We start from the raw sequence: 25,249 nt of genomic DNA, 5'->3' as shown, positions 1-25,249 counted from the left end.
GAGTGCGGACGCGAGCAGATAAGGTAGGCGTGTCATTCTTAACTCTCCTTTTCGCCCCGTCTTCCAACGCGCCGGCCGCCGGGTGGTTCCCCATGGCCTGCCGCCCTGCCGTCGCCTCAGACCTGGCGCATGGTGGTGCCTATCTCCCGCATGCGCCGAAGCGCGTAGGCAGGCTCGATCAGCACCTCCGGCAGATAGAGGCCGGGTGCGACGGGGCCGCCGCCGGCGAGGCCGAGCAGGCGCTCCACGGCCAGCGTGGCGCCGAGGGCCGTGAGCGGCGCCTGGCCTTCGGGATGCACGAGCTCGTAGCGCCGGGCCAGCCGGTCCCCGTCGGCGCCCTCGCCGTCGATCTCGATGATGATCTCGGTGGAGAACGGCTCTCCGCGGCGGCGGCTGGCGGACTGGCCATAGACCAGGTCGAAACGGATGTTGGGGGCGCCGGTCGTGTCGGCGAGGCTGAGCACGTCGAACGGCGAATAGGCGCTCGCCACCACCTCGTTGCCGCCGACGTCACGCACGTTCCGCGCGGCGTCGTCGCCGGCCGCCCAAAGCCAGCGTCCATCCTTCAGCATCAGGGCGTGCGGCGCGGCGGTGGTGAGCCGGTCGAAATCGGCATAGGCCGCCGGGCCACCCATGTCCTCCTCGTCGAGAACCGCTGCGATGGCGATAGTGTCGATACGACGGAAATCCCGGGCGAAGACGAGGGTGGGAAAGGTGGCGGCACCGGCGAGCCAGTTGCTCGCCATCAGGATCGGCGCGGCTGCGGGGCGGTGGATGTGGCGCGCCATCTCCGGGCCCACCTCGAAGACGCCGCTCGATACGCTGACGTGAGGCAGCCCGTGCCGCTGCGCGTAGTCGAGCGCGTGGAGGGCCGCGTCCTTGACGAAGACGACGATGGCACTGAAGCGTGCGTCCTCGGACAGGGCGAGGCCGGCGACGTCGATGTCGACGTGCATGGCAGAGGCGTTGCCGATCGCGGCGGCCACACGCCCGGCCTTCGCACGGTCGCGTCCGCCGATGACGAGGGGCAGGGAAGGGTGGAAACGGCGCAGCATGGCGGCCGCCTGCGCGCCGACGACGCCTGAGCCGCCGATGACGAGCACCGGCGCCGGGTGTTGCATTGACATTTCGGGTCTTGCTCCTCTGTATCCGGGGAGCCGGGCGCGCTCCGGCTGATTGCTACCAATGGTAACTTACTAGTGGTAAGTTGCCTGTCTGCTGTCAAGCGGCGAAGAGCAGGGCGCCGAGGAGCCATGGAAAAAAAAGCTGCCGGGCGGGAGCCGCCGGCCGCCAGATTGTCGAAGGGCGAGCGCCGGGCGCAGCTCCTGGAGACCGCCCTCGCCATGGTTCGGGAGGAGGGCACGGACGGGCTGACCCTGGCGGCGGTGGCCGAGCGGGCGGGCGTGACCAAGCCGATCGCCTATGACCACTTCGGCACCCGCTCCGGGCTGCTGATCGCGCTCTATCGGCTGCTCGACGAGCGGCAGGTCGAGGCGCTGCGCCGTGCGCTCGCCGTGGCGCCGCGGCAACTCGCCGAGGTGGCCCGCGTCGTCGCCCAGGCGCATGTGGACTGTTGCGCCGCCGGCGGCGAATGGCTCGCCGTCTCCGCCGCCCTCAAGGGCGACGAGGCGATGGAGGCCGTCCAGCGCGAGCTCGTCGACGGCTGCATCGCCCTCTATGGCAGAGCCTTCGGCCCCTATACCGCCCTCACCGGCGAGAGGCTGCGCCTCGCCTGCGTCGGCTTCCTCGGGGCCGGCGAGGCGATCGGCGCGGAAGTCGTGCGCGGCCGCGTCGCCGAGGCTGCCGCCGTCTCGGCCTTTACGCAGCTGATCGTCGCGAGCCTGGCGAAGCCATGAGCGGCCGGGGTGAGAGCTTGTTGCCGAACGGCGCGACTCCGCCTATAGCGGTGGCTTCAAGATGACAGCCACAACCGCGCCCCGCCCGAGCTTTCCCCACCGGCACCTGCTGGGGATCGAGGGTCTTTCGCCGCTCGACATCACCGCCCTGCTCGACATGGCCGACGAGGCCGTGGAGGTGAGCCGGCAGGTCGAGAAGAAGCGCACCACCTTGCGCGGGCGCACGCAGATCAACCTCTTCTTCGAGCCCTCGACGCGCACGCAGTCGTCCTTCGAGCTCGCGGGCAAGCGCCTCGGCGCCGACGTGATGAACATGTCGGTCTCCTCCTCCTCGGTGAAGAAGGGCGAGACGCTGATCGACACGGCGGCGACGCTGAATGCCATGCGGCCGGACATCATCGTCGTGCGCCACCATGCCGCCGGGGCCGTGCATCTCCTCGCGCGCAAGGTCGACTGCGCCGTCATCAATGCCGGCGACGGCGCCCACGAACATCCGACGCAGGCGCTGCTCGACGCGCTCACCATCCGCCGCAACAAGGGGCGGATCGAGGGGCTGATCGTCGCCATCTGCGGGGACGTGCTGCATTCGCGCGTGGCGCGCTCCAACATCATCCTGCTGCAGGCGCTCGGCGCGCGCGTGCGCTGCGTCGGGCCCTCGACGCTGCTGCCTTCCGGGCTCGAACGCTTCGGCGTCGAGGTCTTCACGGACATGCGCAAGGGGCTGGCGGATGCCGACATCGTGATGATGCTGCGCCTGCAGCGGGAGCGCATGAACGGCTCCTTCGTGCCGTCGGTGAAGGAATATTTCCGCTTCTTCGGCCTCGACCGCGAGAAGCTCGCCTATGCGAAGCCCGACGCCCTCGTCATGCATCCGGGCCCCATGAACCGGGGCGTCGAGATCGATTCGGAGGTGGCCGACGGCGCCCAGTCGCTCATCCGCGAGCAGGTGGAGATGGGGGTCGCCGTGCGCATGGCGACGCTCGAGGCGCTGGCGCGCAACCTTCCGAACGGATGAGGGGGCAGGACCGATGAAGACCCCCACGACACAAGCGCGGGCCCTCGTTTTCACCAATGCCCGCCTCGTCGATCCCGCGAGCGGGCGCGAGGCGGCAGGGGCGCTCCTCGTCGAGGACGGCGTCATCGCGGACATCGGCTGGGACGAGCCCGGCCGCGCCGGCCCGGCCGGGGCCGAGGTGGTCGACTGCGGCGGGCGCGTGCTGGCGCCGGGCCTCGTCGACATGCGCGCCTTCGTCGGCGAGCCGGGGGCCGAGCACCGCGAGACGCTGAAGACGGCGAGCGAGGCCGCGGCGGCCGGCGGCGTCACCACCGTGGTCTGCATGCCGGACACGGACCCCGTCGTCGACGAACCGTCGATCGTCGATTTCCTGCTGCGCCGCGCCCGTGACACGGCCGTCGTCAACATCCACCCCGCCGCCGCTTTGACCAAGGGCCTCGAAGGCCGGGAGATGACCGAGTTCGGCCTCCTCATGGAGGCCGGGGCCGTGGCCTTCACGGATGGCGCGCGCTCCGTCACCAATGCCCAGGTGATGCGCCGCGCGCTCACCTATGCGCGCGATTTCGGTGCGCTCATCCTCCACCACACGGAGGATCCCGACCTCGTCGGCAGCGGCGTCATGAACGAGGGCGAGCTCGCGAGCCGCCTCGGCCTGCCGGGCGTGCCGCGGGAGGCCGAAATCATCATGCTGGAGCGGGACCTGAGGCTCGTGCAGTTGACAGGCGCGCGCTACCACGCCGCCATGGTGTCCTGCGCCACCTCCATCGCGCTCATCGAGCGGGCGAAGGCCGAGGGACTGCCGGTCACCTGCGGCGTGTCGATCAACAATCTCACCCTCAACGAGAGCGACATCGGCGACTACCGCACCTTCCTCAAGCTCTCGCCGCCGCTGCGCTCGGAGGAGGACAGGCTCGCCGTGGTCGACGCGCTGGCGCGCGGCGTCATCGATGTCGTCGTCTCCGACCACAACCCGCAGGACGTGGAGACGAAGCGGTTGCCCTTCGCCGAGGCGGCGGACGGGGCGGTCGGCCTCGAGACCATGCTGTCGGCGGGGCTGAGGCTCGTCCATGCCGGCCATATCGGCCTTGCCCGCCTGCTCGCCGCCATGGCGAGCCAGCCAGCCGCGCTGCTCGGCCTGCCGGCCGGGCGCCTGGCGGCAGGGGCGCCGGCCGATCTCATCCTCATCGACCCCGACGAGCCCTATGTGCTCGACAAGGCGGCCCTGCACTCGCGCTCCAAGAACTCGCCCTTCGACGAGGCGAGGCTCGAGGGGCGCGTGCTGCAGACCTTCGTCGCCGGTCGCAAGGTCCACGACGCATCGCCCGCTTCCTGATGTCCGCGGCAGGGCTTGCGGCCTTTTCGCGCTGCCCGCCCGCGTGCAACATCGGCATCAACGGAACCACAACCGAGGCTGCCCCATGCCCGAAGCGATGAACTGGTCGCTCGCCTGGCCCTATTTTCTTGCTGCGCTCGTCTTCGGCTACCTGCTGGGATCGATCCCGTTCGGTATCCTTCTGACGCGCCTGACCGGCGCCGGAGACCTGCGCAGCATCGGCTCCGGCAATATCGGCGCGACCAACGTGCTGCGCACGGGGCGCAAGGGCCTTGCCGCGGCGACGCTCCTCGGCGACATGCTCAAGGGCACCGCTGCCGTGGTGGTGGCCGCGCAATGGGGGCCGAACACGGCGCTCCTCGCCGCGCTCGGCGCCTTCCTCGGCCATCTCTATCCCGTCTGGCTGCGCTTTCGCGGCGGCAAGGGCGTCGCCACCTTCCTCGGCTGCGCGCTCGGCCTCAAGCCGCTCGTGGCGCTCGTCTTCGCGCTCGTGTGGCTGGGAAGCGCCTTCCTGACCCGCTATTCCTCGCTGTCCGCGCTCCTTGCGAGCCTCGCGACCGTCGCCGCCTTCTTCATGCTGGGCGAGCGGCAGATGGGCGAGCTCGCGATCGTCCTCGTCGTGCTGCTGTGGTGGGCGCACCGGGGCAACATCGTGCGGCTCGTCAAGGGCACCGAGGGCAAGATCGGCCAGAAGGGCTGAAGGCTGCATCGTCGCAGGCGCTGCAACCTTGGCTTGCGTCCGGCGCAGCCGCCGGGCAGTCTCACTCCGTTCAGCCGCGCCGTGCGCCGGCGTGGCCTCACGGAGATGGGCATGAGCGGATTTCGTCTCGACGACGAGCAGCGCCTCGACTGGCTGCAGCTGCTGCGCAGCGAGGGCATCGGACCGCGCACCTTCCGCACGCTCATCGGCCGCTACGGCACCGCGGCTGCCGTTCTCAAGGCGCTGCCGGAGCTCGGCCGCCGCCGCGGCCGCCCCATCCGCATGGCATCGCGCGGCGAAGCCGAGCGGGAGATGGCGCAGGCGTCGCGGTTCGGCGTGCGCTTCGTAGCGCCGTCCGAGCCGGACTATCCGCTGACGCTGAGGGCCATCGACACGGCGCCGCCGCTCATCGGCCTGCGCGGCGATGCTGCCCTGTTCGCGCGGCCGATGGTCTCCATCGTCGGCTCGCGCAACGCCTCCGCGGCCGGCCTCAAGTTCACCCAGCGCCTTGCGCGCGAATTGGGGGAGGCGGGTTTCGTGGTGGTGTCGGGGCTTGCCCGCGGCATCGACACGAGCGCCCACAACGCGAGCCTCGCCACGGGGACGGTCGCCGTCCTCGCCGGTGGGCATGACCGGCTCTATCCGGCCGAGAACGCGCCCTTGCTCGACGAGATCGTCGCGCGCGGCGTCGTCGTGTCGGAAATGCCGATGGGATGGGAGCCGCGCGGGCGGGATTTTCCGCGCCGCAACCGCATCGTCTCGGGCTTGTCGCTCGGCGTCGTCGTGGTCGAGGCCGCGCGGCGCTCAGGCTCGCTCATCACCGCCCGATTCGCGCTGGAGCAGGGACGGGAGGTGTTCGCCGTCCCCGGCTCGCCGCTCGACTTGCGGGCCGAGGGCACCAACGATCTCATCCGCGAGGGGGCCACGCTGTGCGCGAGCGCCGAGGATGTGGTGCGCGGGCTCGCGCCGCTCGTTGCGAAGGCGCCCGCGGGCGACTTCGGCCTGATGGACGCGACGCGCGAGCGGGCGGATGAGGATCCCTTGTGGGACGAACTCGACCTCGACGCGCTGGATGGCGAGCCGCCTCGCCTGGAGGGGGAGGCCCCGCGGGCGACGGCGGAGCGGCCGGAGGCCGGCAGCTACGCGGCGTCGTTCGACGGAGGAGAGACGGCGAGGGACGACATGGGCCGCGTCATCGGGCTCTTGGGCGCCACGCCCGTTTCGGTGGATGACCTCGTGCGTGCATCCGGGCTGCCGATCCGCTCGGTCCAGCTCGTGCTGTTCGAGCTCGAGCTCGCCGGCAAGCTCGTGCGCCACGGCGGCAACGCCGTCTCGCTCGCCTGAAGGCGATGCAGCTCAGTCGACCGTTTCCAGGCGGCTCAACGCGCCGAGCGCCTCGATCCGGGCCATCTCGAGAAAATAGCCGAGCGTGTCGAGCCGTGCCGCGCGCGACATCATCGCCAGTTCGCCACTGAGCTGCGCCACGTAGCTCAGAAGCTCCTGACGGTCATCCTGGAGTGGCTGTACGACAGCGGCCCGGGACGCCCGCTTGGCGGAGGAAGACGGCTCCGACTGGCGCCGGCTGCTCGGGCGAACCAGGGAAAGGTTGGGCCCGTCGCGTTTGATATCGTTCATCATATGCACGATCTGCAACCAGAGTTAGCATGAAATATTATATGCAACCAATAAATGCATTCTTACCACAGCTGATATATGAAGGCGACCGGCAAAACGCCGTGCTTTCTCGCGCCTTGCGCAATGTCGGAGGCGGCGGCTGCACCCCGTCGGGCGAGGCTCAGACTTCGCCGTCCCGCTCCGCCATGGCCGCGCGGCGGGCGCTGGCCAGCCGGTCGAGCGCGCCTTGCAGGATATAGCTGGCGGCCATCTTGTCGACGAGGTCCGAGCGGCGTGCGCGGGAGGCGTCGGCCTCGAGGAGCGTGCGGGTGACGGCGGCCGTCGTCAGGCGCTCGTCCCACAGGGCAACGGGCAAGGGAAGATGCGCCGCGAGGTTGCGGACGAAGGCGCGCGTCGCCTGGGCGCGCGGGCCTTCCGATCCGTCCATGTTGAGCGGCAGGCCGATGACGAGGCCGCCCACGCCGTGCTTGGCGGCGAGTTCCACGAGCCGCTTCACGTCCGTGGAGAACTTGGTGCGCTTGATGGTCTCGAGCGGCGAGGCGATGCTGCGGCCGACGTCGGAGAGCGCCAGGCCGATCGTCCGGGTGCCGAGGTCGACGCCGATGAGGCGCTGCCCGCGGGGGAGGGCGTCGAGGTCGGCCAGGGGAACGATCAGGGTGCTCATCGCCGGTCTGGTAGCACGGCACGGCTGCCGGGTCATCAGGCCGGCGAGCGCCGCAGGGCAGCGAGGATGAGGGCGGCCATGGCGAGCACCTGGAAGAACGCACCGGCAGCATGCGAGAATTCCCACTGGCGGCGCAGTGTTTCCCAGTTCTCCGGCACGAATGTCCAGTTCCGCGTCGCCACGTTGGCCGGATAGGTCCAGATCCAGAAGACGGCCTGAGCGCCGATGATGGCCGCGATGGCGGCCAGCACGGGCCACAGGACGCGCGGCTCGTGCCGCGCCATGACGGCGAGGGCCGCCATGGAGAGCAGCTCGACGAGGATCAGGAAGCCCAGAAGGCTCCAGCCCCGGTAGGCCTGCTGCACGACGAAATAGTCCCCGGACGGCAGGCCGATCTTGTTGGGCAGCTCGAGGAGATGCGCCATGGCGGGGCCGAGGGCGAGCGCCGTCGCTAGCATCGCGATGAAGAAGACGACATCATAAGCCATTGGATATCGCATCGGATTCTCCCATCCGGCGCCCGGTGGTCCTTCCACAACAGGGGGCGAATGCGCATGTTCCGCCAGGAGGTGCCGAGGAGGCGCCGCGGGTGCGCCGCAGGATGGGAAAGCAACCGAAGGACAAGGGAGCAGACGATGAAGATCACCTGGTACGGGCACTCGGCTTTCCGCCTCGACTTCGGCGGCAGGGGCGTGCTCATCGATCCCTTCTTCACGGGCAACCCGGCCTTCACCGGCAATATCGACGCGATCATCGCGGGCGTGTCGCACATCCTGCTCACCCACGGGCACGGCGACCATGTGGGTGACACGCTCGACATCGCCAAGCGCACGGGCGCGACGGTGGTCACGAACTACGACCTGTGCATGTGGCTCGTCTCGCAGGGGCTCGAAAAGTTCGATCCGATGAACACCGGCGGCACCACCCACCAGCCGGGATTTTCCGTCACCCTCGTGCGCGCCGACCATTCGGCGGGCATGGGCGAGGCGGGCGTCAACGTCCCGCTCGGCAGCCCCAACGGCCTCGTCGTCAAGCCGGAGGGCGGGCCGGTCGTGTATCACATGGGCGACACGGACATCTTCGGCGACATGCAACTCATCGCCGAGATCCACGAGCCGAAGATCGCCATGGTGCCGATCGGCGACCGTTTCACCATGTCGCCCGCGACCGCCGCGCTCGCCGTGCGTCGCTTCTTCAAGCTCGACGCCGTCATTCCCTGCCACTACGGCTCCTTCCCGATCATCGAACAGACGGCGGACAAGTTCGTCGCGGCGATGCAGGGGCACGCGACGCGCGTCGTCGTGCCGGAGCGCAACGTGGCGGTGGAATTGTAAGGGCTTCGGCTCGGCGCGATGCGGCAGTCGCGCGGCGCGCGGTATTCGGCTATGGTGGCAGCGTGGCTCGCGGTGCACGGCATGGTTGGGTGGCGTCGCCGCGAAGGAGAGGGCGATCGGAAGCGATGCCGGGTGATCGTGCGATGAGCGGTCCTGAGCCAATTCCGGCCGACGCGGTGGTGCGCCTGCCGCGCAGCCTCCTGCAGCCGGTGGCGCCTCAGCGCCGGGCGGAAGCGCCTGTCGCCGATCCCGCGCCTGCCGCGGGCGTCCCGCCTGTCGAGCCCGACCTCCCGCAGGCCGCGCCGGCCGCGGCCGAGGCCCGGAGTGGGAAGGACCGACGGGACGACAACGTCACGCATCTCGAACCACGCCGGCGTCCCCCTTATTTCGGCCGCCGCGACTGGACGAGCCTCGCCATCGGCGCCATCGCGGTCCTCGGCGTCGGCGTCCTGGTGGCGCGGCTCCATGCCTCCGGCTGGTCGGGCTTCGCGGAGATGTTCGCGAGGCCCTGAGCCCGCCGGGCAGCGGGTTGCCGGGGCGAAGGGCAGGGTGCTATAGCCCGGCGCAACGGCGGTGTTCCGCACCGTCCTCCCGCAATCCATTCAGGTCCGGTTCCATGTCCGTCGACGAGAAGACCGTGCGCCGCATCGCGCACCTCGCACGCATCGCCGTCACCGACGCGGAGGTGCCCCACCTGCAGGGCGAGCTCAACGCCATCCTCGATTTCGTCGAGCAGCTCGGCGAGGTCGACGTCGAGGGCGTCGAGCCGATGACCTCGGTGACGCCGATGGTCATGAAGAAGCGGGCGGATGCCGTCACCGACGGCGGCTATCCGGACAAGATCGTGGCCAATGCGCCCATGAGCGAAGACGACTTCTTCATGGTGCCGAAGGTGGTCGAATAGGCCGCAGCCGAATTTTGAGCGGGTGGCCGCCGCGCGGCCGCGACGACGAGAGAGCGACAACGTGACCGATCTCACCGATCTTTCCCTCGCCGAGGCGCGCGAGGGGCTGAAGGCCAGGCGCTTTTCCGCCACCGAGCTGACCCGGGCGCATCTTGCCGCCATGGAAAAGGCCGAGGCGCTCAACGCCTATGTGCTGGCAACGCCGGACAAGGCGCTCGCCATGGCGGCCGAGAGCGACAGGCGCATCGCGGCCGGCGAGGCCGGGCCGCTCGAGGGCATCCCGCTCGGCGTCAAGGACCTCTTCGCCACCGAGGGCGTGCGCACGACGGCCTGCAGCGCCATCCTCGACGACTTCCGCCCGCCCTACGAATCGACCGTGACACGCCAGCTGTGGCGTGACGGCGCGGTGATGCTCGGCAAGCTGAACAACGACGAGTTCGCCATGGGCTCGTCCAACGAGACCTCGGCCTTCGGCCCGGTGGTGAACCCCTGGCGCCGCAACGGGTCGGACACGAAGCTCGTGCCCGGCGGTTCCTCCGGCGGCTCGGCGGCGGCGGTCGCGGCGCGCCTGTGCCTCGGCGCCACGGCAACCGACACGGGCGGCTCCATCCGCCAGCCGGCGGCCTTCACCGGCACGGTCGGCATCAAGCCGACCTACGGCCGCTGCTCGCGCTGGGGGATCGTCGCCTTCGCCTCCTCGCTCGACCAGGCGGGGCCGATCGCCAGGACCGTGCGCGACAGCGCCATCCTCCTTAGCTCGATGGCCGGGCACGACCCGAAGGACACGACCTCGGCCGACCTGCCGGTGCCGGATTTCGAGGCGGCGGTGACGCGCGGCGTCAAGGGCCTCAGGATCGGCATCCCGAAGGAATATCGCCTCGACGGCATGCCGGCCGAGATCGAGGCGCTGTGGCAGAAGGGCGCCGAGTGGCTGAAGGCGGCCGGCGCCGAGATCGTCGAGGTCTCGCTGCCGCACACCAAATATGCGCTGCCGGCCTATTACATCGTGGCGCCGGCGGAGGCCTCGTCGAATCTCGCCCGCTACGACGGCGTGCGCTACGGACTGCGCGTGCCGGGCAAGGACATCGTCGAGATGTACGAGAAGACCCGCGCCGCCGGCTTCGGCCGCGAGGTCAAGCGCCGCATCATGATCGGCACCTACGTGCTCTCGGCCGGCTATTACGACGCCTATTACCTGCGCGCCCAGAAGGTGCGCACGCTGATCAAGCGCGACTTCGAGCAGGCCTATGCGAGCGGCGTCGACGCCATCCTCGCGCCGGCAACACCCTCGTCGGCCTTCGGCCTCGGTGAGAAGGCGGATGCTTCGCCCGTCGAGATGTATCTCAACGACGTCTTCACCGTGACGGTGAACATGGCCGGCCTGCCGGGCATCGCCGTGCCGGCGGGGCTCGACGCGCAGGGCCTGCCGCTCGGACTGCAGCTGATCGGCCGGCCCTTCGACGAGGAGACGCTCTTCGCCGCCGGGCAGGTGATCGAGGATGCGGCCGGCCGCATGGCCCTGCCGGAGGCCTGGTGGGCGTGAGCACGGCCGGGGACGAGGCGCGGGCTGCGGCGGCGCTTGCCCCGCTCAGGGCCGAGATCGACGCCATCGACGCCGATCTCGTGGCGCTCATCGCCAAGCGCATGGCGGTGGTCGAGCGCGTCATCGCCGTCAAGCGCGCCTCGGGCATCCCGGCGCTGCTCAACGACCGGGTGGAGGAGGTGGCCGCCCACGTGCGCCACAGGGCCGCGGCGCTCGGCGCCCCGCCTGACCTCGCCGAGACGGTGTGGCGGGCGATGATGGACTGGGTGATCGTCTACGAGGACGAAAAGCTCGGGCAATGAGGCAGCCCCGGGACGGCGGAAACCGCCCCGGGGCTTCTTCATCTGTTGTCAGGGCGGCTGCGCACGGCCTCAAGGCCGAGCCGCGTGATGCGGTAGGGGCCGCCGCCAGCCGATGCGATGAGGCCGCGCCGGCGCAGGCGCTTGAACATGTCGAGCGTGCAGGCGCTCATCAGCCAGCCCTCGCGGGTGAGGCATTCGACCTCGACGAGGCGTCCGCCGTCGTCCTTGTGGTGGCGGATCTGGCCGCCCTGCGCGAGCGTGTGCAGCACGCGCTGCTCGGTGCGTGAGACGTTCACTGGAAAGCTCTGGCGTGATGCCGGCGGCCCCCTCAGCCGTCATGCCCGCGCTTGTCGCGGGCATCCACGCCTCGCCGTTGCGCAAGGCTGAAAGGCGTGGATGGCCGGGACAAGCCCGGCCATGACGGGGGGTGTGAAGGACCGTCGGCAGGAAAGCAGGGAACCGGACGCACGTCAGCATCCGGTCGGATGACCGGTCGCCCGCTCTCGTGGAGCGGGCCTCAGCGGGTCTCGGCGTTCCTGCGCATACACTCTCCAGTGACGGCCGGTTCTTAGCCGCGGAGCGGCGTCCGGTCAACGATGCGAGCACGTGGCGCGGCTTCGGCACTTGACGTGGCGGCTGCGGCGGGCCAAGCGAAGGGCGAGAAGTCAGGACGAGGTTTACGACGCGATGAACGCGCACGCGCGACCGGCAGATGCGAAGAAGCTGATCAAGGGCGCCACCGGCGACTGGGAAGTCATCATCGGCATGGAGATCCATGCCCAGGTGTCGTCGCAGTCGAAGCTCTTCTCCGGCGCCTCGACCGAGTTCGGCGGCGAGCCCAACGACCACGTCTCGCTCGTCGATGCGGCGATGCCCGGCATGCTGCCGGTCATCAACGAGGAATGCGTGAAGCAGGCGATCCGCACCGGCCTCGGCCTGAAGGCTGAGATCAACCTCAACTCCGTCTTCGACCGCAAGAACTACTTCTATCCGGACCTGCCGCAGGGCTACCAGATCAGCCAGTACAAGAGCCCCATCGTGGGCGAGGGCGAGGTCGTGGTGGACATGCCCGACGGCGAGCAGATCAGCGTCGGCATCGAGCGCCTGCACCTCGAGCAGGATGCCGGCAAGTCGCTGCACGACCAGCATCCGAGCATGAGCTTCGTCGATCTCAACCGCTCCGGCGTGGCGCTGATGGAGATCGTGTCGAAGCCCGACCTGCGCTCGTCCGAGGAGGCCAAGGCCTATGTGACGAAGCTCAGGACCATCCTGCGCTATCTCGGCACCTGCGACGGCGACATGGAGAAGGGCTCCCTCCGGGCCGACGTCAACGTCTCCGTGCGCCGGCCGGGCGAGCCCCTCGGCACGCGCTGCGAGATCAAGAACGTCAACTCCATCCGCTTCATCGGCCAGGCCATCGAATACGAGGCGCGCCGGCAGATCGCCATCCTCGAGGATGGCGGCGCCATCGACCAGGAGACGCGCCTGTTCGACGCCAACAAGGGCGAGACGCGGTCCATGCGCTCCAAGGAGGAGGCGCACGACTACCGCTATTTCCCCGATCCGGACCTGCTGCCGCTCTCCTTCGACCAGCCCTACGTGGACGATCTCGCGCAGCACCTGCCTGAGCTGCCGGACGAGAAGAAGGCCCGCTTCATCAAGGACTACGGCCTGTCGGCCTATGACGCGGGCGTGCTCGTCGCGGAACGCGAGACGGCCGATTTCTTCGAGGACGTGGCCAGGGGGCGCGACGGCAAGACGGCCGCCAACTGGGTGATCAACGAGCTCTTCGGCCGCCTCAACAAGGAGGGGCTCGACGTGGCGCGCTCGCCGGTCTCGGCCGAGCAGCTCGGCGCCATCGTGGAGCTCATCGGCGAGGGCGTCATCTCCGGCAAGATCGCCAAGGACCTCTTCGAGATCGTCTGGAGCGAGGGTGGCGACCCGCGTAAGATCGTCGAGGAGCGCGGCCTGAAGCAGGTGACCGACACCGGCGCCATCGAGGCGGCGATCGACGCCGTGATCGCCGCCAATCCGGACAAGGTGGAGCAGGTCAAGGCCAAGCCCACCATGCTCGGCTGGTTCGTCGGCCAGGTGATGCGCGCAACCGGCGGCAAGGCCAACCCGCAGGCGGTGAACGACATCCTCAAGGCCAAGCTCGGGATTGCGGAGTGATCCTCGTCCGCCCTGCCAGCCGCGGCGACATCGCGGCCGTCAGCGCGCTCCTGGCGCGGACGTGGCACGACACCTACGACGCCATCCTCGGCGCGGACAGCGTCGCGGCCATCACGCGCGAGTGGCATGCGCCGGACAGGCTGGCGGACGAGCTCGGCCGGCCCGGCCACGCCTTCCTCGTCGTGGAGGCGGCCGGGGCGCTCGCCGGCACGGCGAGTGTCACGGACCACGGTGAGGGGATCGTCTCCCTCGACAGGCTCTACGTCGCCCCGGAGGCGCAGGGCCAGGGCATCGGGCGGGCGCTGTTCAGCGCGGCCGTGCGGGCCTTCCCCGAAGCTTCCGTCATTCGGCTGGAGGTTGAGGAGAAGAACGCAAGGGCTTGCCGGTTCTATGAAAAGCGTGGCCTGTCCGTGACAGGCCACCGCGCCGACTGCGGTGGCTGCGGCAACGCCATCGTCTATGAGGGCCGCGGTGTCGCCGCATTGCGTGGCGGCCTCGTGCTGCGGCCGGTGCGCGACGGGGATGCGCAGGACCTTTTCGGGCTGCTCTCCCTGTGCTTCGCCGAATATCCGGGCTGTTTCGTCGATCCGCACGGGGACCTGCCGGATCTCGTCCATCCGGCCCGCAGCTTCGCCGACAAGGGCGGCGCCTACTGGGTGGTCGAGGATCCCGCCGGGCGTGTCGGCGCCTGCGTGGGCGTCGATTTCCCGGCCGCCGGAACCGCCGAGCTGCACCGGCTCTACGTGCGGCCCGATTTGCGCGGCAGCGGCCTCGGCCGCCGGCTCGTGGACCATGTCGAGGCCCATGCGGCCGCTCTCGGCGCTCGGCGGGTGACGCTGTGGTCCGACACGCGCTTCACCAACGCGCACCGGCTCTACGAGCGGCTCGGCTACCGGCGGGCCGGCGAGACCCGCGCGCTGGGCGACATCTCCAACAGCAGCGAATTTTTCTTCGAGAAACCCCTTGTCTGAGACAGGGCCCGTCCCCTTCTCCCGCGTCGAGCGGGGAGGACGGGCCCCGCTCGCGTCAATGCGGAGACGCAATCGTGTCTGAGATCCTGATTCGCCGGGCTTCCGAAGCCGACCTCGAGGCGATCGTGGGCTTGCACGCCGCCGACGAGCTCGGCGGCCACGGCGACCAGTGGACGGCGGCGACGCAGCCGGCCTATCGCGAGGCGCTGCGCCGCATTGCCGACAGCCCCGACAACGAGCTCTACGTGACCGTGAGCGATGCCGAGGTCATCGGCTCCTTCCAGCTGACCTTCGTGCCGGCGATCACCAACCGGGGCACGCTGCGCTGCGTGCTCGAGGCCGTGCAGGTCAGGGGCGACCAGCGCTCCCGCGGCGTCGGCGCCATGATGGTCGCCTTCGCCGAGGGCCGCGCGCGGGCGCGCGGCGCCGGCATCGTGCAGCTCACCTCCAACAAGCGGCGGCTCGATGCCCACCGCTTCTACGAGCGGCTCGGCTACAGGCGCAGCCACGAGGGCTTCAAGAAGGTGCTGTAAGCGCTCCGCGCCGGCGCTTCGTCAGCGCCTGGCCTGCTTCATGCAGGTGCTGGAGAACTCCCGCCACGTGCGGCTGCCGGTGTTGCCGGCGGTCTTCAGCGCGCGCCACTCGGCGCCGCAGGTCTTCATGCGCTCGCGTGCTGCGAGCTGCCCGGGCGTGGGCGGGCGTTTTTCCTTCGTCGCGGTCGCCGCGGTCTCCTTCGCCTCGACGGCGCCGGCGGGCGAGGGGGCGGCAACGATGACGAAGGGCAGGGCGAGGCAAGCGGCGGCAAGGCAGGCACGGGCAAGGCGGGCGAATGTCGCCATGGCAATGAACTCCTGAAAAAGAAAGTCGGAAACAATCGGAACGGGACAAGGTTACGGCCAAACGGCCGCATGGCGGATTGCGCACCAGAGCCGCAATTTATGCAAGCCCCCGATGAGCCCGGATCGATAGATTTTCTCTAGTGCGCCATTCACGCCAGCTCGGGTCGGGGCGCCCTCGCCTGCGCCGGCGCAGCCTTGACACGGGCGCGCGCCAGCGCCCGTATCGACTCTGATGTGCGCCAGCGCACTTGGCCTTGCCGCGGCGCCGGCCTAGACGAATAATGGAACGCTCGTTCACGAAAGAGGAGCCTGGGTCTGATGACCATCGCGCAGAGCAAGCCGATTGACCTCTACTACTGGCCGACGCCGAACGGCTGGAAGATCTCGATCATGCTCGAGGAATGCGGGCTGCCGTATGCCGTGCATTCCGTGAACATCGGCAAGGGCGACCAGTTCAAGCCGGAGTTCCTGGCCATCTCGCCGAACAACAAGATGCCCGCCATCGTCGATCACGACGGGCCGGGCGGCGAGCCCATCTCGGTCTTCGAATCCGGTGCCATCCTGCAGTATCTGGGACGCAAGACCGGCAAGTTCTACCCGACCGACGAGCGCAAGCGCGTCGAGGTGGAGCAGTGGCTGTTCTGGCAGATGGCCGGCCTCGGGCCCATGGCCGGGCAGACGCACCATTTCCGCATCTATGCGCCGGAAAAGATCCCCTACGCCATCGACCGCTACACCAACGAGACCAACCGTCTCTACGGCGTCATGAACAAGCGCCTCGCCGACCGCGAGTTCCTCGCCGGCGATTATTCGATCGCCGACATCGCCTGCGTCGGCTGGGCGAAGCTCTGGGACCGGCAGGGGCAGGACATCGCCGAGTTCCCGCACCTGAAGCGCTGGCTCGACACGGTGCTGGCCCGTCCCGCCGTGCAGAAGGGCCTTGCGATCAATTCCGAGGATCGCGGCAAGGTCGACCTCTCCAAGGACAAGGAGGCGCAGGCCATCCTCTTCGGCCAGCGCGCGCGCTGAGGCGCGACATCCGGTTTTCCTTCCGGACGTATCGTCGGCACGGCGGGGCCCCGCAGGGCGCTCCGGCCGCGCTGCACGTCGTGGCGCAGCAAGGCCGCTGACGGGTCGCGATTCGCCCGTGGGGCGCGCCTGCTTACCCGCCGCGCCGGCGGCATGAGGCCGTACGTCCCCGCCGATTTGCATGGACTGCGACCGCGGCCAAGTCCATTTGCCGCGATTCTGTTGTGTATCTGACGTATATATCGATACTGATATTTCGATATAACGAATTCATATGTATATATGTTGTTTTATCTATCAAAGAGATAAAATCAGGCTGGCATCTATCCGTTTCTTGTGCGTCACCTTGCTTTCCGGCGCGGCCGGACTTGCGTTGCCGCCGGTGGCGCATGCGGAGGTCGACGGCAGCGCCGTCATCTTCTTCCTGCGAGAGGGCTGGCTGTGGCATCGCCTATTCCGGCGTGCGGAGCCCATTCCCGGTGGAGAACCGCGGAAGAAGGCGGAACCACGGACCGGCGGCAAGGGCAAGATAGACCGCAAAGGCACGGCGACCGGCAGGGGCAGGGCTGCCGTGGCCTATTGCGTGCGCCTTTGCGACGGGCGCTTCTTTCCCATGGCGCAATCCCGCCGCGGCCTCGATGAATGCCGGACCGTCTGGCCCGACGATGACGCGGCCATCTATTTCTCGTCATCCCTCGACAAGGGCATCGATGCGGCCAGGGCGGCAAGCGGATCGCCTTATGCGAGCCTGCCGAATGCCTATGCCTATCGCCGGAAGAGCCGGCCCGAATGTGCCCCGGCCGTGACACGACGGAGGGATCCGCTGGGGGACATCGCCAATGATGCGACGCTCAAGCGCGGCGATGTGGTCGTCCTGCCGTCGGAACTGGCGGTCTTCCTGGGGCAGAGGGACTTGCCCTATAGCTTGTCGCGGTTCGCGCCGGTCGCGCAGTTTCGGGACCTTCCGAAAAGCCTGCGCTGGACGCTGCAGCAGTTGGAAATCCAGGCCTTGCCCGACGCCCCGCCGCCGCAGCCGGAGGACCTGCCGGTTCAGGAAGCCCGCCACGCTGCCGAGCCGATAAGGGCTGCCACCGCCTGCGGAGCGGGGCAGGATCGCGGCTTCGAGTTGGGCCGGGAGGCGGAAGCGGGCGCCGCTTCCGCCATGCTCGTCTCGGGCGAGCCCGTCAGCGCGCCCGGGTCCAGCGCTGCTCCTTGCAGATGAGGCCGCCCATGACGCAGCCTTCCACCTTGACTTCGGTGGCGCTCACGGGGGTGAGGAAGGCGGTGTAGGTCTTGCCGTCCTCGGCGTTGTAGATCTCGCCCTTCCAGCGGCCGGAGTCCTCGCGCGCCATGCCGAGCAGGACCGGCACCCCGATGAGCGGGCGGTTGCGCTTGCTCGCATCGACGTTGCGCTCGTCGCGCTTCGGCTGGCCGGCTTCGTCATTCGGCTCGCGCAGCCAGACGATGGTGCCGCACAGCTTGGCGCCGCAGCCGGCGATGTTGACACGTGCCTTGCCGCCCTGGGTCAGCCACTGGCCGTTGACCTCCTGCGCCGATGCGGCGGGAGCGGCGAGGCTGAGGCCGATCAGGCCGGCGAGAGACGCAACGGTCGTTCCGAGGCTTCTTGCTGCGTGCTTCATTCTGTCCTCCCTGGGGGAGGAGAGCTTACGGAAAGTCGGCCGCTCCGGCCAAGTGCGCCTTTCGCTCTATTGACGAAGGCAGCGCAACCGTCGGGCGGCTTGTGCACTGCGGCGTCGGCGGCTATAAGCCCCGCACCTCATTCAACCCCCAGCGAGCGAAACGAGCGACCGATGGCCCTCGAGCGTACCTTTTCCATCATCAAGCCCGACGCGACCGAGCGTAACCTGACCGGCGCCATCAACGCCGTCATCGAGAAGGCGGGTCTGCGCATCGTCGCCCAGAAGCGCATCCGCATGACGCGCGAGCAGGCGGAGACCTTCTACGCCGTGCACAAGGAGCGCCCCTTCTTCGGCGAGCTCGTCGACTTCATGGTCTCCGGCCCGGTCGTCGTGCAGGTGCTCGAGGGCGAGGGCGCCATCGCCAAGTACCGCGAGGTGATGGGTGCCACGAACCCGGCCAATGCCGCCGAGGGCACCATCCGCAAGCTCTTCGCCAAGTCCGTCGGCGAGAACTCGGTGCACGGCTCGGATGCGCCGGAGACGGCGGCGGTGGAGATCGCCCAGTTCTTCGCCGGCAACGAGATCGTCGGCTGACACCCCAGCCGCGCGTGATGCCATGACGAAAAGGCGGGCCTCGGCTCGCCTTTTTTCATGGGGCGCGCACTCGACAGGGCCGGGGTGCTCCCGGCATGATCGCAGGCCGTAACGCAGCTTTCGTGGAACGATGACCGTCCAGCCGAAGATCACCCGCGGGCATTCCGCCTGCCCGCACGACTGCCCCTCCACCTGCGCGCTCGACGTGGAGGTGATCGACGGCAAGACGATCGGCCGCATCCATGGCTCGCGCGACAACAGCTACACGGCCGGCGTCATCTGCGCCAAGGTGGCCCGCTATGCCGAGCGCATCCACCATCCCGACCGGCTGCTTCATCCCCTGAAGCGCACCGGCTCGAAGGGATCAGGCCAGTTCGAGCGCATCTCCTGGGACGAGGCCCTCGACACGGTGGCGGAGCGGTTCCGCGCGGTGGAGGCCGAGCATGGGCCGGAGGCGGTCTGGCCCTATTACTATGCCGGCACCATGGGCCTCGTGATGCGCGACGGCATCAACCGCCTGCGCCACGTCAGGAAATATTCCGGCCAGTTCTCGACCATCTGCACCACCTCCGCCTGGACGGGCTACATCGCCGGCACGGGGCTGCTCGCCGGCGCCGATCCGCGCGAGATGGCGCAGTCCGACTGCGTCGTCATCTGGGGCACCAATGCGGTGCACACCCAGGTCAACGTGATGACCCACGCCCTGCGCGCCCGCAAGGAACGCGGGGCGAAGATCGTCGCCATCGACATCTACATGAATGCGACGATGAAGCAGGCCGACTTGGCGCTGCTGGTCAAGCCGGGCACGGACGGGGCGCTCGCCTGCGCGGTCATGCACGTGCTCTTCCGCGACGGCCATGCGGACCGGGATTATCTCGCGCAATATACCGACTGCCCGGAGGAGCTCGAGGCGCATCTCAGGACGCGCACGCCCGAATGGGCCTCGGCCATCACGGGCCTTGCGGTCGAGGAGATCGAGGCCTTCGCCAGGCTCCTCGGCGAGCGGCCGCGGGCCTATTTCCGCCTCGGCTACGGCTTCGCGCGGCAGCGCAACGGCTCGGTCAACATGCATGCCGCGCTCTCGGTGCCCGCGGTGCTGGGCGCCTGGCAATACGAGGGGGCGGGGCCTTCCACAGCAACAGCGGCGTCTACGGCTGGCGCAAGGCCATGATCGAGGGGCTCGACGCCCTCGACCGGTCGGTGCGCCAGCTCGACCAGTCGCAGATCGGGCGCGTGCTGACGGGCGATGCGGAAGCGCTGCGCGGCGGCGGGCCGGTGAAGGCGCTCATCATCCAGAACACCAACCCCGTGTCGGTGGCACCGGAGCAGGAGCTGGTGAAGCGCGGCTTCGCCCGCGAGGACCTGTTCGTCTGCGTGCACGAGCAGTTCATGACCGAGACGGCGCTGATGGCCGACATCGTGCTGCCGGCGACGATGTTCCTCGAGCACGACGACCTCTATCAGGCGGGCGGCCAGCAGCACATCCTGCTCGGCCCGAAGCTGGTCGAGCCGCCGGGCGAGTGCCGCTCCAACCACGAGGTCATCGCGGCGCTCGCCGAGCGGCTCGGCGCCGAGCACCCGGGCTTTGCGATGAGCCCGCGCGAGTTGATCGACTGGACGCTGGAGAACTCGAAGCGCGGCCGGCTCGCCGAGCTCGAGGAAAACAGGTGGATCGACATCCAGCCGCCGTTCCGGCGCGCGCATTTCCTCGACGGCTTCAACTGGCCGGACGGCAAGTTCCGCTTCAAGCCGGACTGGACGAAGGTGCCGGCGCCGCGCAGCGGTCTCTTCGGTCCGCACGAGCACCTGCCGGCCCTGCCGGACCACTGGACGGCGATCGAGACGGCGGACGAGCGCCATCCCTTCCGCCTCGCCACCAGCCCGGCGCGCAACTTCCTCAATTCCTCCTTCACCGAGACGCCGACCTCGGCGCAGAAGGAGGGCGGCCGGCCGGAGCTGTTCATCCATCCCGAGGACGCGGCGGCCCGCGGCATCGCGGATGGCATCCTCGTCGCCATCGGCAACGAGCGCGGCACGGTGCGGCTCCATGCGCGCCTCTATGACGGGGTGCGGCGCGGGGTGCTCATCGCGGAATCGATCTGGCCCAACGCCAGCTTCGTCGACGGCAGGGGCATCAACACGCTGACCGGGGCCGACCAGGTGGCGCCCTACGGCGGCGCGGCCTTCCACGACAACCGCGTGTGGCTCAAGCCGGCGGAGGAGGTTTTGGTCTAGAACTCTCGGGTGCAGGTTGAAGCGGGCGGTGTGGGTGTTCCCTCCCTCCACGACATGGTGGAGAGGGGGCGGGGCAGGGGCCATGCAGCAGGCCGCCGGTGGACGTGCCGGCGTCGCGGCAATTCCCCAGGAACCCGGCAAGCACCACGCCACAGGCGGGGAGAGGAAGGAGGCTTGACCGCTTCCATCTGCGAAAGAGGCCCTGGTCTTCAATGAAGGAGGCGATCGTGCGCTTTGCGACTGTTTCGGGTGCATTCGTGTTGGTGGCCGTGATGGCCGCAGCCCTGCCGGCGCTTGCTTCCGGAACGACGGCTCCCTTGCCGCCGCCCGACCCGACGGCCGCCAATCTGTCGCCGGCGCAGATCCGCGAACGGGCCTATGACGCCTGCCTCGTCACCCAGGCGAAGATCATGGCCACGCCGCGCGAGACGCTGCGCGAACCCTGCCGCTGCTATGCCCGCCGCACCATCGCGGCGATGACGCAGGACGAGATCACCGCCTTCCGCCAGACCGGCTATTTCAACGACAGCGCGCGCGGAAAGGCGCTCGAAGCGCTCGACGCCTGCAACCTGAGACGGCCGATCTGACCTGGCCGGCGAAGCGCTCCGGCTCGCCGGTTCTGCAAACGGCCGTCCTAGGTCTGTTCAGGGATCTGTTCAGGCCCCGATATGCCGGGCGTGGACAGCGACGATCAACCTCTCCACCGTCATGCCCGCGCCTGTCGCGGGCATCCACGCCCTGACGTTGTGCGACGCTGAAGGCGTGGATGGCCGGGACAAGCCCGGCCACGACCGGGGGGAGAGCGCTCCGTCCCGTCATGCCCGCGCCTGTCGCGGGCATCCACGCCCTGACCGCTGTGCGACGCTGAAGGCGTGGATGGCCGGGACGAGCCCGGCCACGACCGGGGGGAGAGCGCTCCGTCCCGTCATGCCCGCGCCTGTCGCGGGCATCCACGCCCTGACGTTGTGCAACGCTGAAGGCGTGGATGGCCGGGACAAGCCCGGCCACGACCGGGGGGAGAGCGCTCCGTCCCGTCATGCCCCACCTGTCGCGGGCATCCACGCCCTGACCGTTGTGCGACGCTGAAGGCGTGGATGGGCCGGGACGAGCCCGGCCATGACCGGGGGGAGCGCTCCGTCCCGTCATGCCCGCGCCCGTCACGGGCATCCACGTCCTGACCGTTGTGCAACGCTGAAGACGTGGCCGGGACAAGCCCGGCCATGACCGGGGGGAGAGCGCTCCGTCCCCTCATGCCCGCGCCTGTCGCGGGCATCCACGCCCTGACCATTGTGCAACGCTGAAGGCGTGGATGGCCGGGACAAGCCCGGCCACGACCGGGGGGAGAGCGCTCCGTCCCTCATGCCCGCGCCTGTCGCGGGCATCCACGCCCTGACGTTGTGCAACGCTGAAGGCGTGGATGGCCGGGACAAGCCCGGCCACGACCGGGGGGAGAGCGCTCCGTCCCCTCATGCCCGCGCCTGTCGCGGGCATCCACGCCCTGACCGTTGTGCAACGCTGAAGGCGTGGATGGCCGGGACGAGCCCGGCCATGACCGGGGGGAGAGCGCTCCGTCCCGTCATGCCCGCGCCTGTCGCGGGCATCCACGCCCTGACCGCTGTGCGACGCTGAAGGCGTGGATGGCCGGGACGAGCCCGGCCATGACCGGGGGGAGAGCGCTCCGTCCCGTCATGCCCGCGCCTGTCGCGGGCATCCACGCCCTGACCGTTGTGCAACGCTGAAGGCGTGGATGGCCGGGACGAGCCCGGCCATGACCGGGGGGAGAGCGCTCCGTCCCGTCATGCCCGCGCCTGTCGCGGGCATCCACGCCCTGACCGCTGTGCGACGCTGAAGGCGTGGATGGCCGGGACGAGCCCGGCCATGACCGGGGGGAGAGCGCTCCGTCCCGTCATGCCCGCGCCTGTCGCGGGCATCCACGCCCTGACGTTGTGCAACGCTGAAGGCGTGGATGGCCGGGACAAGCCCGGCCACGACCGGGGGGAGAGCGCTCCGTCCCGTCATGCCCCACCTGTCGCGGGCATCCACGCCCTGACCGTTGTGCGACGCTGAAGGCGTGGATGGGCCGGGACGAGCCCGGCCATGACCGGGGGGAGCGCTCCGTCCCGTCATGCCCGCGCCCGTCACGGGCATCCACGTCCTGACCGTTGTGCAACGCTGAAGACGTGGCCGGGACAAGCCCGGCCATGACCGGGGGGAGAGCGCTCCGTCCCCTCATGCCCGCGCCTGTCGCGGGCATCCACGCCCTGACCGCTGTGCGACGCTGAAGGCGTGGATGGCCGGGACAAGCCCGGCCACGACCGGGGGAGAGCGCTCCGTCCCGTCATGCCCGCGCCTGTCGCGGGCATCCAGGCCCTGACCGTTGTGCGACGTTGAAGGCGTGGATGGCCGGGACAAGCCCGGCCATGACCGGGGGAGAGCGCTCCGTCCCGTCATGCCCGCGCCTGTCGCGGGCATCCACGCCCTGACCGTTGTGCGACGTTGAAGGCGTGGCTGGCAATAGCAACGCGCTTGCGCGTCGCGTCTCTTCAGGTGGCGGAAGTCGGACAAGTCCGACTTGCGTGGACAAGCCCGCCCATGACGAGGGGAGAGGGACTATTGCTCCCGCTCCAGCTCTGGCAAGCCGGGTGCTCCGGGCCCATCCATGACGAGGGGGAAGGTCGGCACTCTCGCCGTGCCTGGAGTTCACCCCGCGATCGGCGGGCTGACGAGCGCCTCGTGGGCGGAGAGTTCCGCTGCCGGCGGGCCGGCGATGCGGCCGTCGGCGTCGAGCGCGACGGCGCCGGAGGCGACGAGGGCGAGGGCGGCCGGGTAGACGCGGTGCTCCTGCGTCAGGACGCGCGCGGCGAGGCTCGTGGGCGTGTCGCCCGGCACCACCGGCACGGCGGCCTGCATGACGGCGGGGCCGGCGTCGAGCTCCGGCACCACGAAATGCACGGTGCAGCCGTGCAGGCGCACGCCCTCGGCGAGCGCGCGGGCGTGGGTGTCGAGGCCGCGGAAGGCGGGCAGGAGGGAGGGGTGGATGTTGAGCATCCGCCCGGTCCAGCGTTCGACGAACCAGGGCGTCAGCACGCGCATGAAGCCGGCGAGGCAGACGATGTCTATGCCGGCCGCCCGCAGGGTCTCGTCCAGCACGCGCTCGAAGGCTTCGCGGTCCTTGCCGTGCGGCTTGTGGTCGACGACCGCCGTCGGAATGTCCGCCTCGGCGGCCACGGCGAGCCCGGCCGCGTCGGGCCGGTTGGACAGGACGAGCGCGATCGTCGCCGGAAAAGCCGGATCGGCGGCTGCCGCGATCAGCGCCGTCATGTTGGAGCCGCGGCCGGAGATGAGCACGGCGACGCGCTTCTTTGTCGGGGCGGCGGTCACAGGGCGAGATGTCCCGTCGCCGTCACCCGCTCGGCGCCCTCGGCGGCCGTGACGACCTCGCCGAGCCGGCAGACCGTCTCGCCGGCATCGGCGAGATGGCCGGCCACCGCCTCCGCCTCTTCCGCCGCGGCGATGACGACCATGCCGATGCCGCAGTTGAAGGTGCGCAGCATCTCCGCCTCGGCGATGCCGCCCGCGTAGGCCAGCCAGCCGAACACCGGCGGAGCCGCGATGGCGGAGAGGTCGAGCCTGACGCCGAGCCCCTTGGGCAGGACGCGCGGGATGTTGTCCGGAAAGCCGCCGCCGGTGATGTGGGCGAGGCCCTTGACGGCGGCGCCGGCCTTCAGCGCCGCGAGGACGGAGCGCACGTAGATGCGCGTCGGCGCCAGCAGCGCCCGGCCGAGCGGCGTCCCGGGCGCGAAGGGGGCATCGTCCTCCCAGCCGAGGCCGGTGGTCTCGACCACCTTGCGCACCAGCGAGAAGCCGTTCGAGTGAACGCCCGAGGAGGCGAGGCCGAGCACGACGTCGCCGACGCCGATATCGGGCCGGGGCAGGAGCGTGCCGCGCTCGGCGGCGCCGACGGCGAAGCCGGCAAGATCGTAGTCGCCCTGCGCATAGAGGCCGGGCATCTCGGCCGTCTCGCCGCCGATCAGCGCGCAGCCGGCGATGCGGCAGCCCTCGGCGATGCCCTTGACGATGGCGACGCCCGCCTCCGGTTCGAGCTTGCCGGTGGCGTAATAGTCGAGGAAGAAGAGCGGCTCGGCGCCCTGCACCACGAGGTCGTTGACGCACATGGCGACGAGGTCGATGCCGACGGTGTCGTGGATGCCGGTGTCGATGGCGATCTTCACCTTGGTGCCGACGCCGTCATTGGCGGCGACGAGGATGGGGTCGGAAAAGCCCGCCGCCTTGAGATCGAAGAGGCCGCCGAAGCCGCCGATCTCGGTGTCGGCGCCGGGGCGCTTCGTTGCGCGCACCAGCGGCTTGATCGCCTCGACCATAGCGTTGCCGGCATCGATGTCGACGCCGGACTGGGCATAGGTGAGACCGTTCTTCGGGGGCTTCTGCATCGTGACCAGGCTCCGGGGCGCGCGCCGCACGC

Annotated in this window: 26 protein-coding genes and 1 pseudogene; 18 read left to right on the top strand and 9 right to left on the bottom strand. The window is 69.6% G+C overall.

Features of this window, described 5'->3' with window-relative positions; all coding sequences use genetic code 11:
- Positions 1 to 116: 116 nt before the first annotated feature.
- Entirely contained in the window at positions 117 to 1,127 is a 1,011-nt protein-coding gene (locus tag AL346_RS19910) for a saccharopine dehydrogenase (RefSeq protein ID WP_026015367.1), read from the bottom strand.
- A 126-nt stretch (positions 1,128 to 1,253) separates the two neighbouring features.
- On the opposite strand from AL346_RS19910, the gene AL346_RS19905 reads away from it, so the two are divergent.
- From AL346_RS19905 to dprA, 5 genes are all read left to right on the top strand, one after another.
- The gene (locus AL346_RS19905; RefSeq protein ID WP_026015368.1) at positions 1,254 to 1,856 is read left to right on the top strand and encodes a TetR/AcrR family transcriptional regulator; all 603 of its coding nucleotides are present in this window, start codon (positions 1,254 to 1,256) and stop codon (positions 1,854 to 1,856) included.
- 61 nt (positions 1,857 to 1,917) lie between these two features.
- Positions 1,918 to 2,871, top strand: a complete 954-nt coding sequence (locus tag AL346_RS19900; RefSeq protein ID WP_019403544.1) for an aspartate carbamoyltransferase catalytic subunit — start codon at positions 1,918 to 1,920, stop codon at positions 2,869 to 2,871.
- 13 nt (positions 2,872 to 2,884) lie between these two features.
- Complete coding sequence (locus tag AL346_RS19895; RefSeq protein WP_019403545.1) at positions 2,885 to 4,204, top strand: dihydroorotase; 1,320 nt, start codon at positions 2,885 to 2,887, stop codon at positions 4,202 to 4,204.
- Between the two features lie 85 nt (positions 4,205 to 4,289).
- On the top strand, positions 4,290 to 4,904 hold the full coding sequence (gene plsY, locus AL346_RS19890) for a glycerol-3-phosphate 1-O-acyltransferase PlsY (protein ID WP_019403546.1): 615 nt from the start codon (positions 4,290 to 4,292) through the stop codon (positions 4,902 to 4,904).
- Between the two features lie 105 nt (positions 4,905 to 5,009).
- Positions 5,010 to 6,248: a DNA-processing protein DprA gene (gene dprA, locus AL346_RS19885; protein WP_019403547.1), complete on the top strand. Its 1,239-nt coding sequence runs from the start codon at positions 5,010 to 5,012 to the stop codon at positions 6,246 to 6,248.
- 12 nt (positions 6,249 to 6,260) lie between these two features.
- Here dprA and AL346_RS19880 read toward each other — a convergent pair whose 3' ends face one another.
- From AL346_RS19880 to AL346_RS19870, 3 genes are all read right to left on the bottom strand, one after another.
- Positions 6,261 to 6,542, bottom strand: a complete 282-nt coding sequence (locus AL346_RS19880; RefSeq protein WP_019403548.1) for a hypothetical protein — start codon at positions 6,540 to 6,542, stop codon at positions 6,261 to 6,263.
- A 157-nt stretch (positions 6,543 to 6,699) separates the two neighbouring features.
- Complete coding sequence (gene ruvX, locus AL346_RS19875) at positions 6,700 to 7,203, bottom strand: Holliday junction resolvase RuvX (protein WP_019403549.1); 504 nt, start codon at positions 7,201 to 7,203, stop codon at positions 6,700 to 6,702.
- Between the two features lie 35 nt (positions 7,204 to 7,238).
- Positions 7,239 to 7,691, bottom strand: a complete 453-nt coding sequence (locus AL346_RS19870; protein WP_019403550.1) for a hypothetical protein — start codon at positions 7,689 to 7,691, stop codon at positions 7,239 to 7,241.
- Between the two features lie 147 nt (positions 7,692 to 7,838).
- Between AL346_RS19870 and AL346_RS19865 the strand changes: the two genes are divergently transcribed.
- The 5 genes from AL346_RS19865 to AL346_RS19845 all read left to right on the top strand — a co-directional run bounded on the left by AL346_RS19865 (position 7,839) and on the right by AL346_RS19845 (position 11,286).
- The gene (locus AL346_RS19865) at positions 7,839 to 8,537 is read left to right on the top strand and encodes a metal-dependent hydrolase (protein WP_019403551.1); all 699 of its coding nucleotides are present in this window, start codon (positions 7,839 to 7,841) and stop codon (positions 8,535 to 8,537) included.
- 143 nt (positions 8,538 to 8,680) lie between these two features.
- A complete protein-coding gene (locus tag AL346_RS19860) occupies positions 8,681 to 9,049 on the top strand; it encodes a hypothetical protein (protein WP_026015371.1) in 369 nt (122 codons plus the stop codon).
- 104 nt (positions 9,050 to 9,153) lie between these two features.
- Positions 9,154 to 9,441: an Asp-tRNA(Asn)/Glu-tRNA(Gln) amidotransferase subunit GatC gene (gatC, locus tag AL346_RS19855; protein ID WP_019403553.1), complete on the top strand. Its 288-nt coding sequence runs from the start codon at positions 9,154 to 9,156 to the stop codon at positions 9,439 to 9,441.
- Positions 9,442 to 9,502: 61 nt separating this feature from the next.
- On the top strand, positions 9,503 to 10,984 hold the full coding sequence (gatA, locus tag AL346_RS19850; protein ID WP_019403554.1) for an Asp-tRNA(Asn)/Glu-tRNA(Gln) amidotransferase subunit GatA: 1,482 nt from the start codon (positions 9,503 to 9,505) through the stop codon (positions 10,982 to 10,984).
- Complete coding sequence (locus AL346_RS19845) at positions 10,975 to 11,286, top strand: chorismate mutase (RefSeq protein WP_019403555.1); 312 nt, start codon at positions 10,975 to 10,977, stop codon at positions 11,284 to 11,286. Before gatA ends, AL346_RS19845 begins: the two co-directional genes overlap by 10 nt.
- A gap of 38 nt (positions 11,287 to 11,324) precedes the next feature.
- Here the strand turns inward: AL346_RS19845 and AL346_RS19840 are convergent, their stop codons facing one another.
- On the bottom strand, positions 11,325 to 11,582 hold the full coding sequence (locus AL346_RS19840) for a YjhX family toxin (RefSeq protein ID WP_019403556.1): 258 nt from the start codon (positions 11,580 to 11,582) through the stop codon (positions 11,325 to 11,327).
- A 391-nt stretch (positions 11,583 to 11,973) separates the two neighbouring features.
- Between AL346_RS19840 and gatB the strand changes: the two genes are divergently transcribed.
- The 3 genes from gatB (at position 11,974) to AL346_RS19825 (ending at position 14,962) form a co-directional block, all read left to right on the top strand.
- Entirely contained in the window at positions 11,974 to 13,458 is a 1,485-nt protein-coding gene (gatB, locus tag AL346_RS19835) for an Asp-tRNA(Asn)/Glu-tRNA(Gln) amidotransferase subunit GatB (RefSeq protein ID WP_019401444.1), read from the top strand.
- Positions 13,455 to 14,429 carry a GNAT family N-acetyltransferase gene (locus tag AL346_RS19830; protein ID WP_019401443.1) on the top strand — a complete coding sequence of 325 codons (975 nt, stop codon included), beginning with the start codon at positions 13,455 to 13,457 and terminating at the stop codon, positions 14,427 to 14,429. Before gatB ends, AL346_RS19830 begins: the two co-directional genes overlap by 4 nt.
- A 74-nt stretch (positions 14,430 to 14,503) precedes the next feature.
- Positions 14,504 to 14,962 carry a GNAT family N-acetyltransferase gene (locus tag AL346_RS19825; protein WP_019401442.1) on the top strand — a complete coding sequence of 153 codons (459 nt, stop codon included), beginning with the start codon at positions 14,504 to 14,506 and terminating at the stop codon, positions 14,960 to 14,962.
- Positions 14,963 to 14,983: 21 nt separating this feature from the next.
- On the opposite strand, the gene AL346_RS19820 is transcribed toward AL346_RS19825, so the two are convergent.
- A complete protein-coding gene (locus AL346_RS19820; RefSeq protein ID WP_019401441.1) occupies positions 14,984 to 15,268 on the bottom strand; it encodes a hypothetical protein in 285 nt (94 codons plus the stop codon).
- 318 nt (positions 15,269 to 15,586) lie between these two features.
- Here AL346_RS19820 and AL346_RS19815 point away from each other — a divergent pair, with 318 nt between their 5' ends.
- Positions 15,587 to 16,297 carry a glutathione S-transferase N-terminal domain-containing protein gene (locus AL346_RS19815; protein ID WP_019401440.1) on the top strand — a complete coding sequence of 237 codons (711 nt, stop codon included), beginning with the start codon at positions 15,587 to 15,589 and terminating at the stop codon, positions 16,295 to 16,297.
- A gap of 274 nt (positions 16,298 to 16,571) precedes the next feature.
- Positions 16,572 to 17,519, top strand: coding sequence for a DUF2865 domain-containing protein (locus AL346_RS19810; RefSeq protein WP_019401439.1), 948 nt, complete (start codon positions 16,572 to 16,574; stop codon positions 17,517 to 17,519).
- On the opposite strand, the gene AL346_RS19805 is transcribed toward AL346_RS19810, so the two are convergent.
- The gene (locus AL346_RS19805; protein ID WP_019401438.1) at positions 17,482 to 17,937 is read right to left on the bottom strand and encodes a DUF2147 domain-containing protein; all 456 of its coding nucleotides are present in this window, start codon (positions 17,935 to 17,937) and stop codon (positions 17,482 to 17,484) included. The genes AL346_RS19810 and AL346_RS19805 overlap by 38 nt on opposite strands.
- Before the next feature lie 171 nt (positions 17,938 to 18,108).
- On the opposite strand from AL346_RS19805, the gene ndk reads away from it, so the two are divergent.
- From ndk to AL346_RS19790, 3 genes and pseudogenes are all read left to right on the top strand, one after another.
- The gene (gene ndk, locus AL346_RS19800; protein ID WP_019401437.1) at positions 18,109 to 18,531 is read left to right on the top strand and encodes a nucleoside-diphosphate kinase; all 423 of its coding nucleotides are present in this window, start codon (positions 18,109 to 18,111) and stop codon (positions 18,529 to 18,531) included.
- Between the two features lie 130 nt (positions 18,532 to 18,661).
- Positions 18,662 to 20,766 (top strand): annotated as a pseudogene (locus tag AL346_RS19795) (molybdopterin-dependent oxidoreductase).
- Between the two features lie 212 nt (positions 20,767 to 20,978).
- Complete coding sequence (locus AL346_RS19790) at positions 20,979 to 21,353, top strand: hypothetical protein (RefSeq protein WP_019401436.1); 375 nt, start codon at positions 20,979 to 20,981, stop codon at positions 21,351 to 21,353.
- A gap of 2,113 nt (positions 21,354 to 23,466) precedes the next feature.
- Here AL346_RS19790 and purN read toward each other — a convergent pair.
- Together purN and purM are read right to left on the bottom strand one after the other, a co-directional pair.
- Positions 23,467 to 24,147 carry a phosphoribosylglycinamide formyltransferase gene (gene purN / locus AL346_RS19785; RefSeq protein ID WP_019401856.1) on the bottom strand — a complete coding sequence of 227 codons (681 nt, stop codon included), beginning with the start codon at positions 24,145 to 24,147 and terminating at the stop codon, positions 23,467 to 23,469.
- Positions 24,144 to 25,217, bottom strand: coding sequence for a phosphoribosylformylglycinamidine cyclo-ligase (purM, locus tag AL346_RS19780; RefSeq protein WP_019401857.1), 1,074 nt, complete (start codon positions 25,215 to 25,217; stop codon positions 24,144 to 24,146). Before purM ends, purN begins: the two co-directional genes overlap by 4 nt.
- Between the last annotated feature and the right edge of the window lie 32 nt (positions 25,218 to 25,249).

The organism is Chelatococcus sp. CO-6, assembly GCF_001271345.1.
Classification (GTDB): Bacteria; Pseudomonadota; Alphaproteobacteria; order Rhizobiales; family Beijerinckiaceae; genus Chelatococcus_A; species Chelatococcus_A caeni.
Note: the sequence above shows the minus strand (reverse complement) of the source record. Positions and strands in the feature narration are given on the sequence as shown.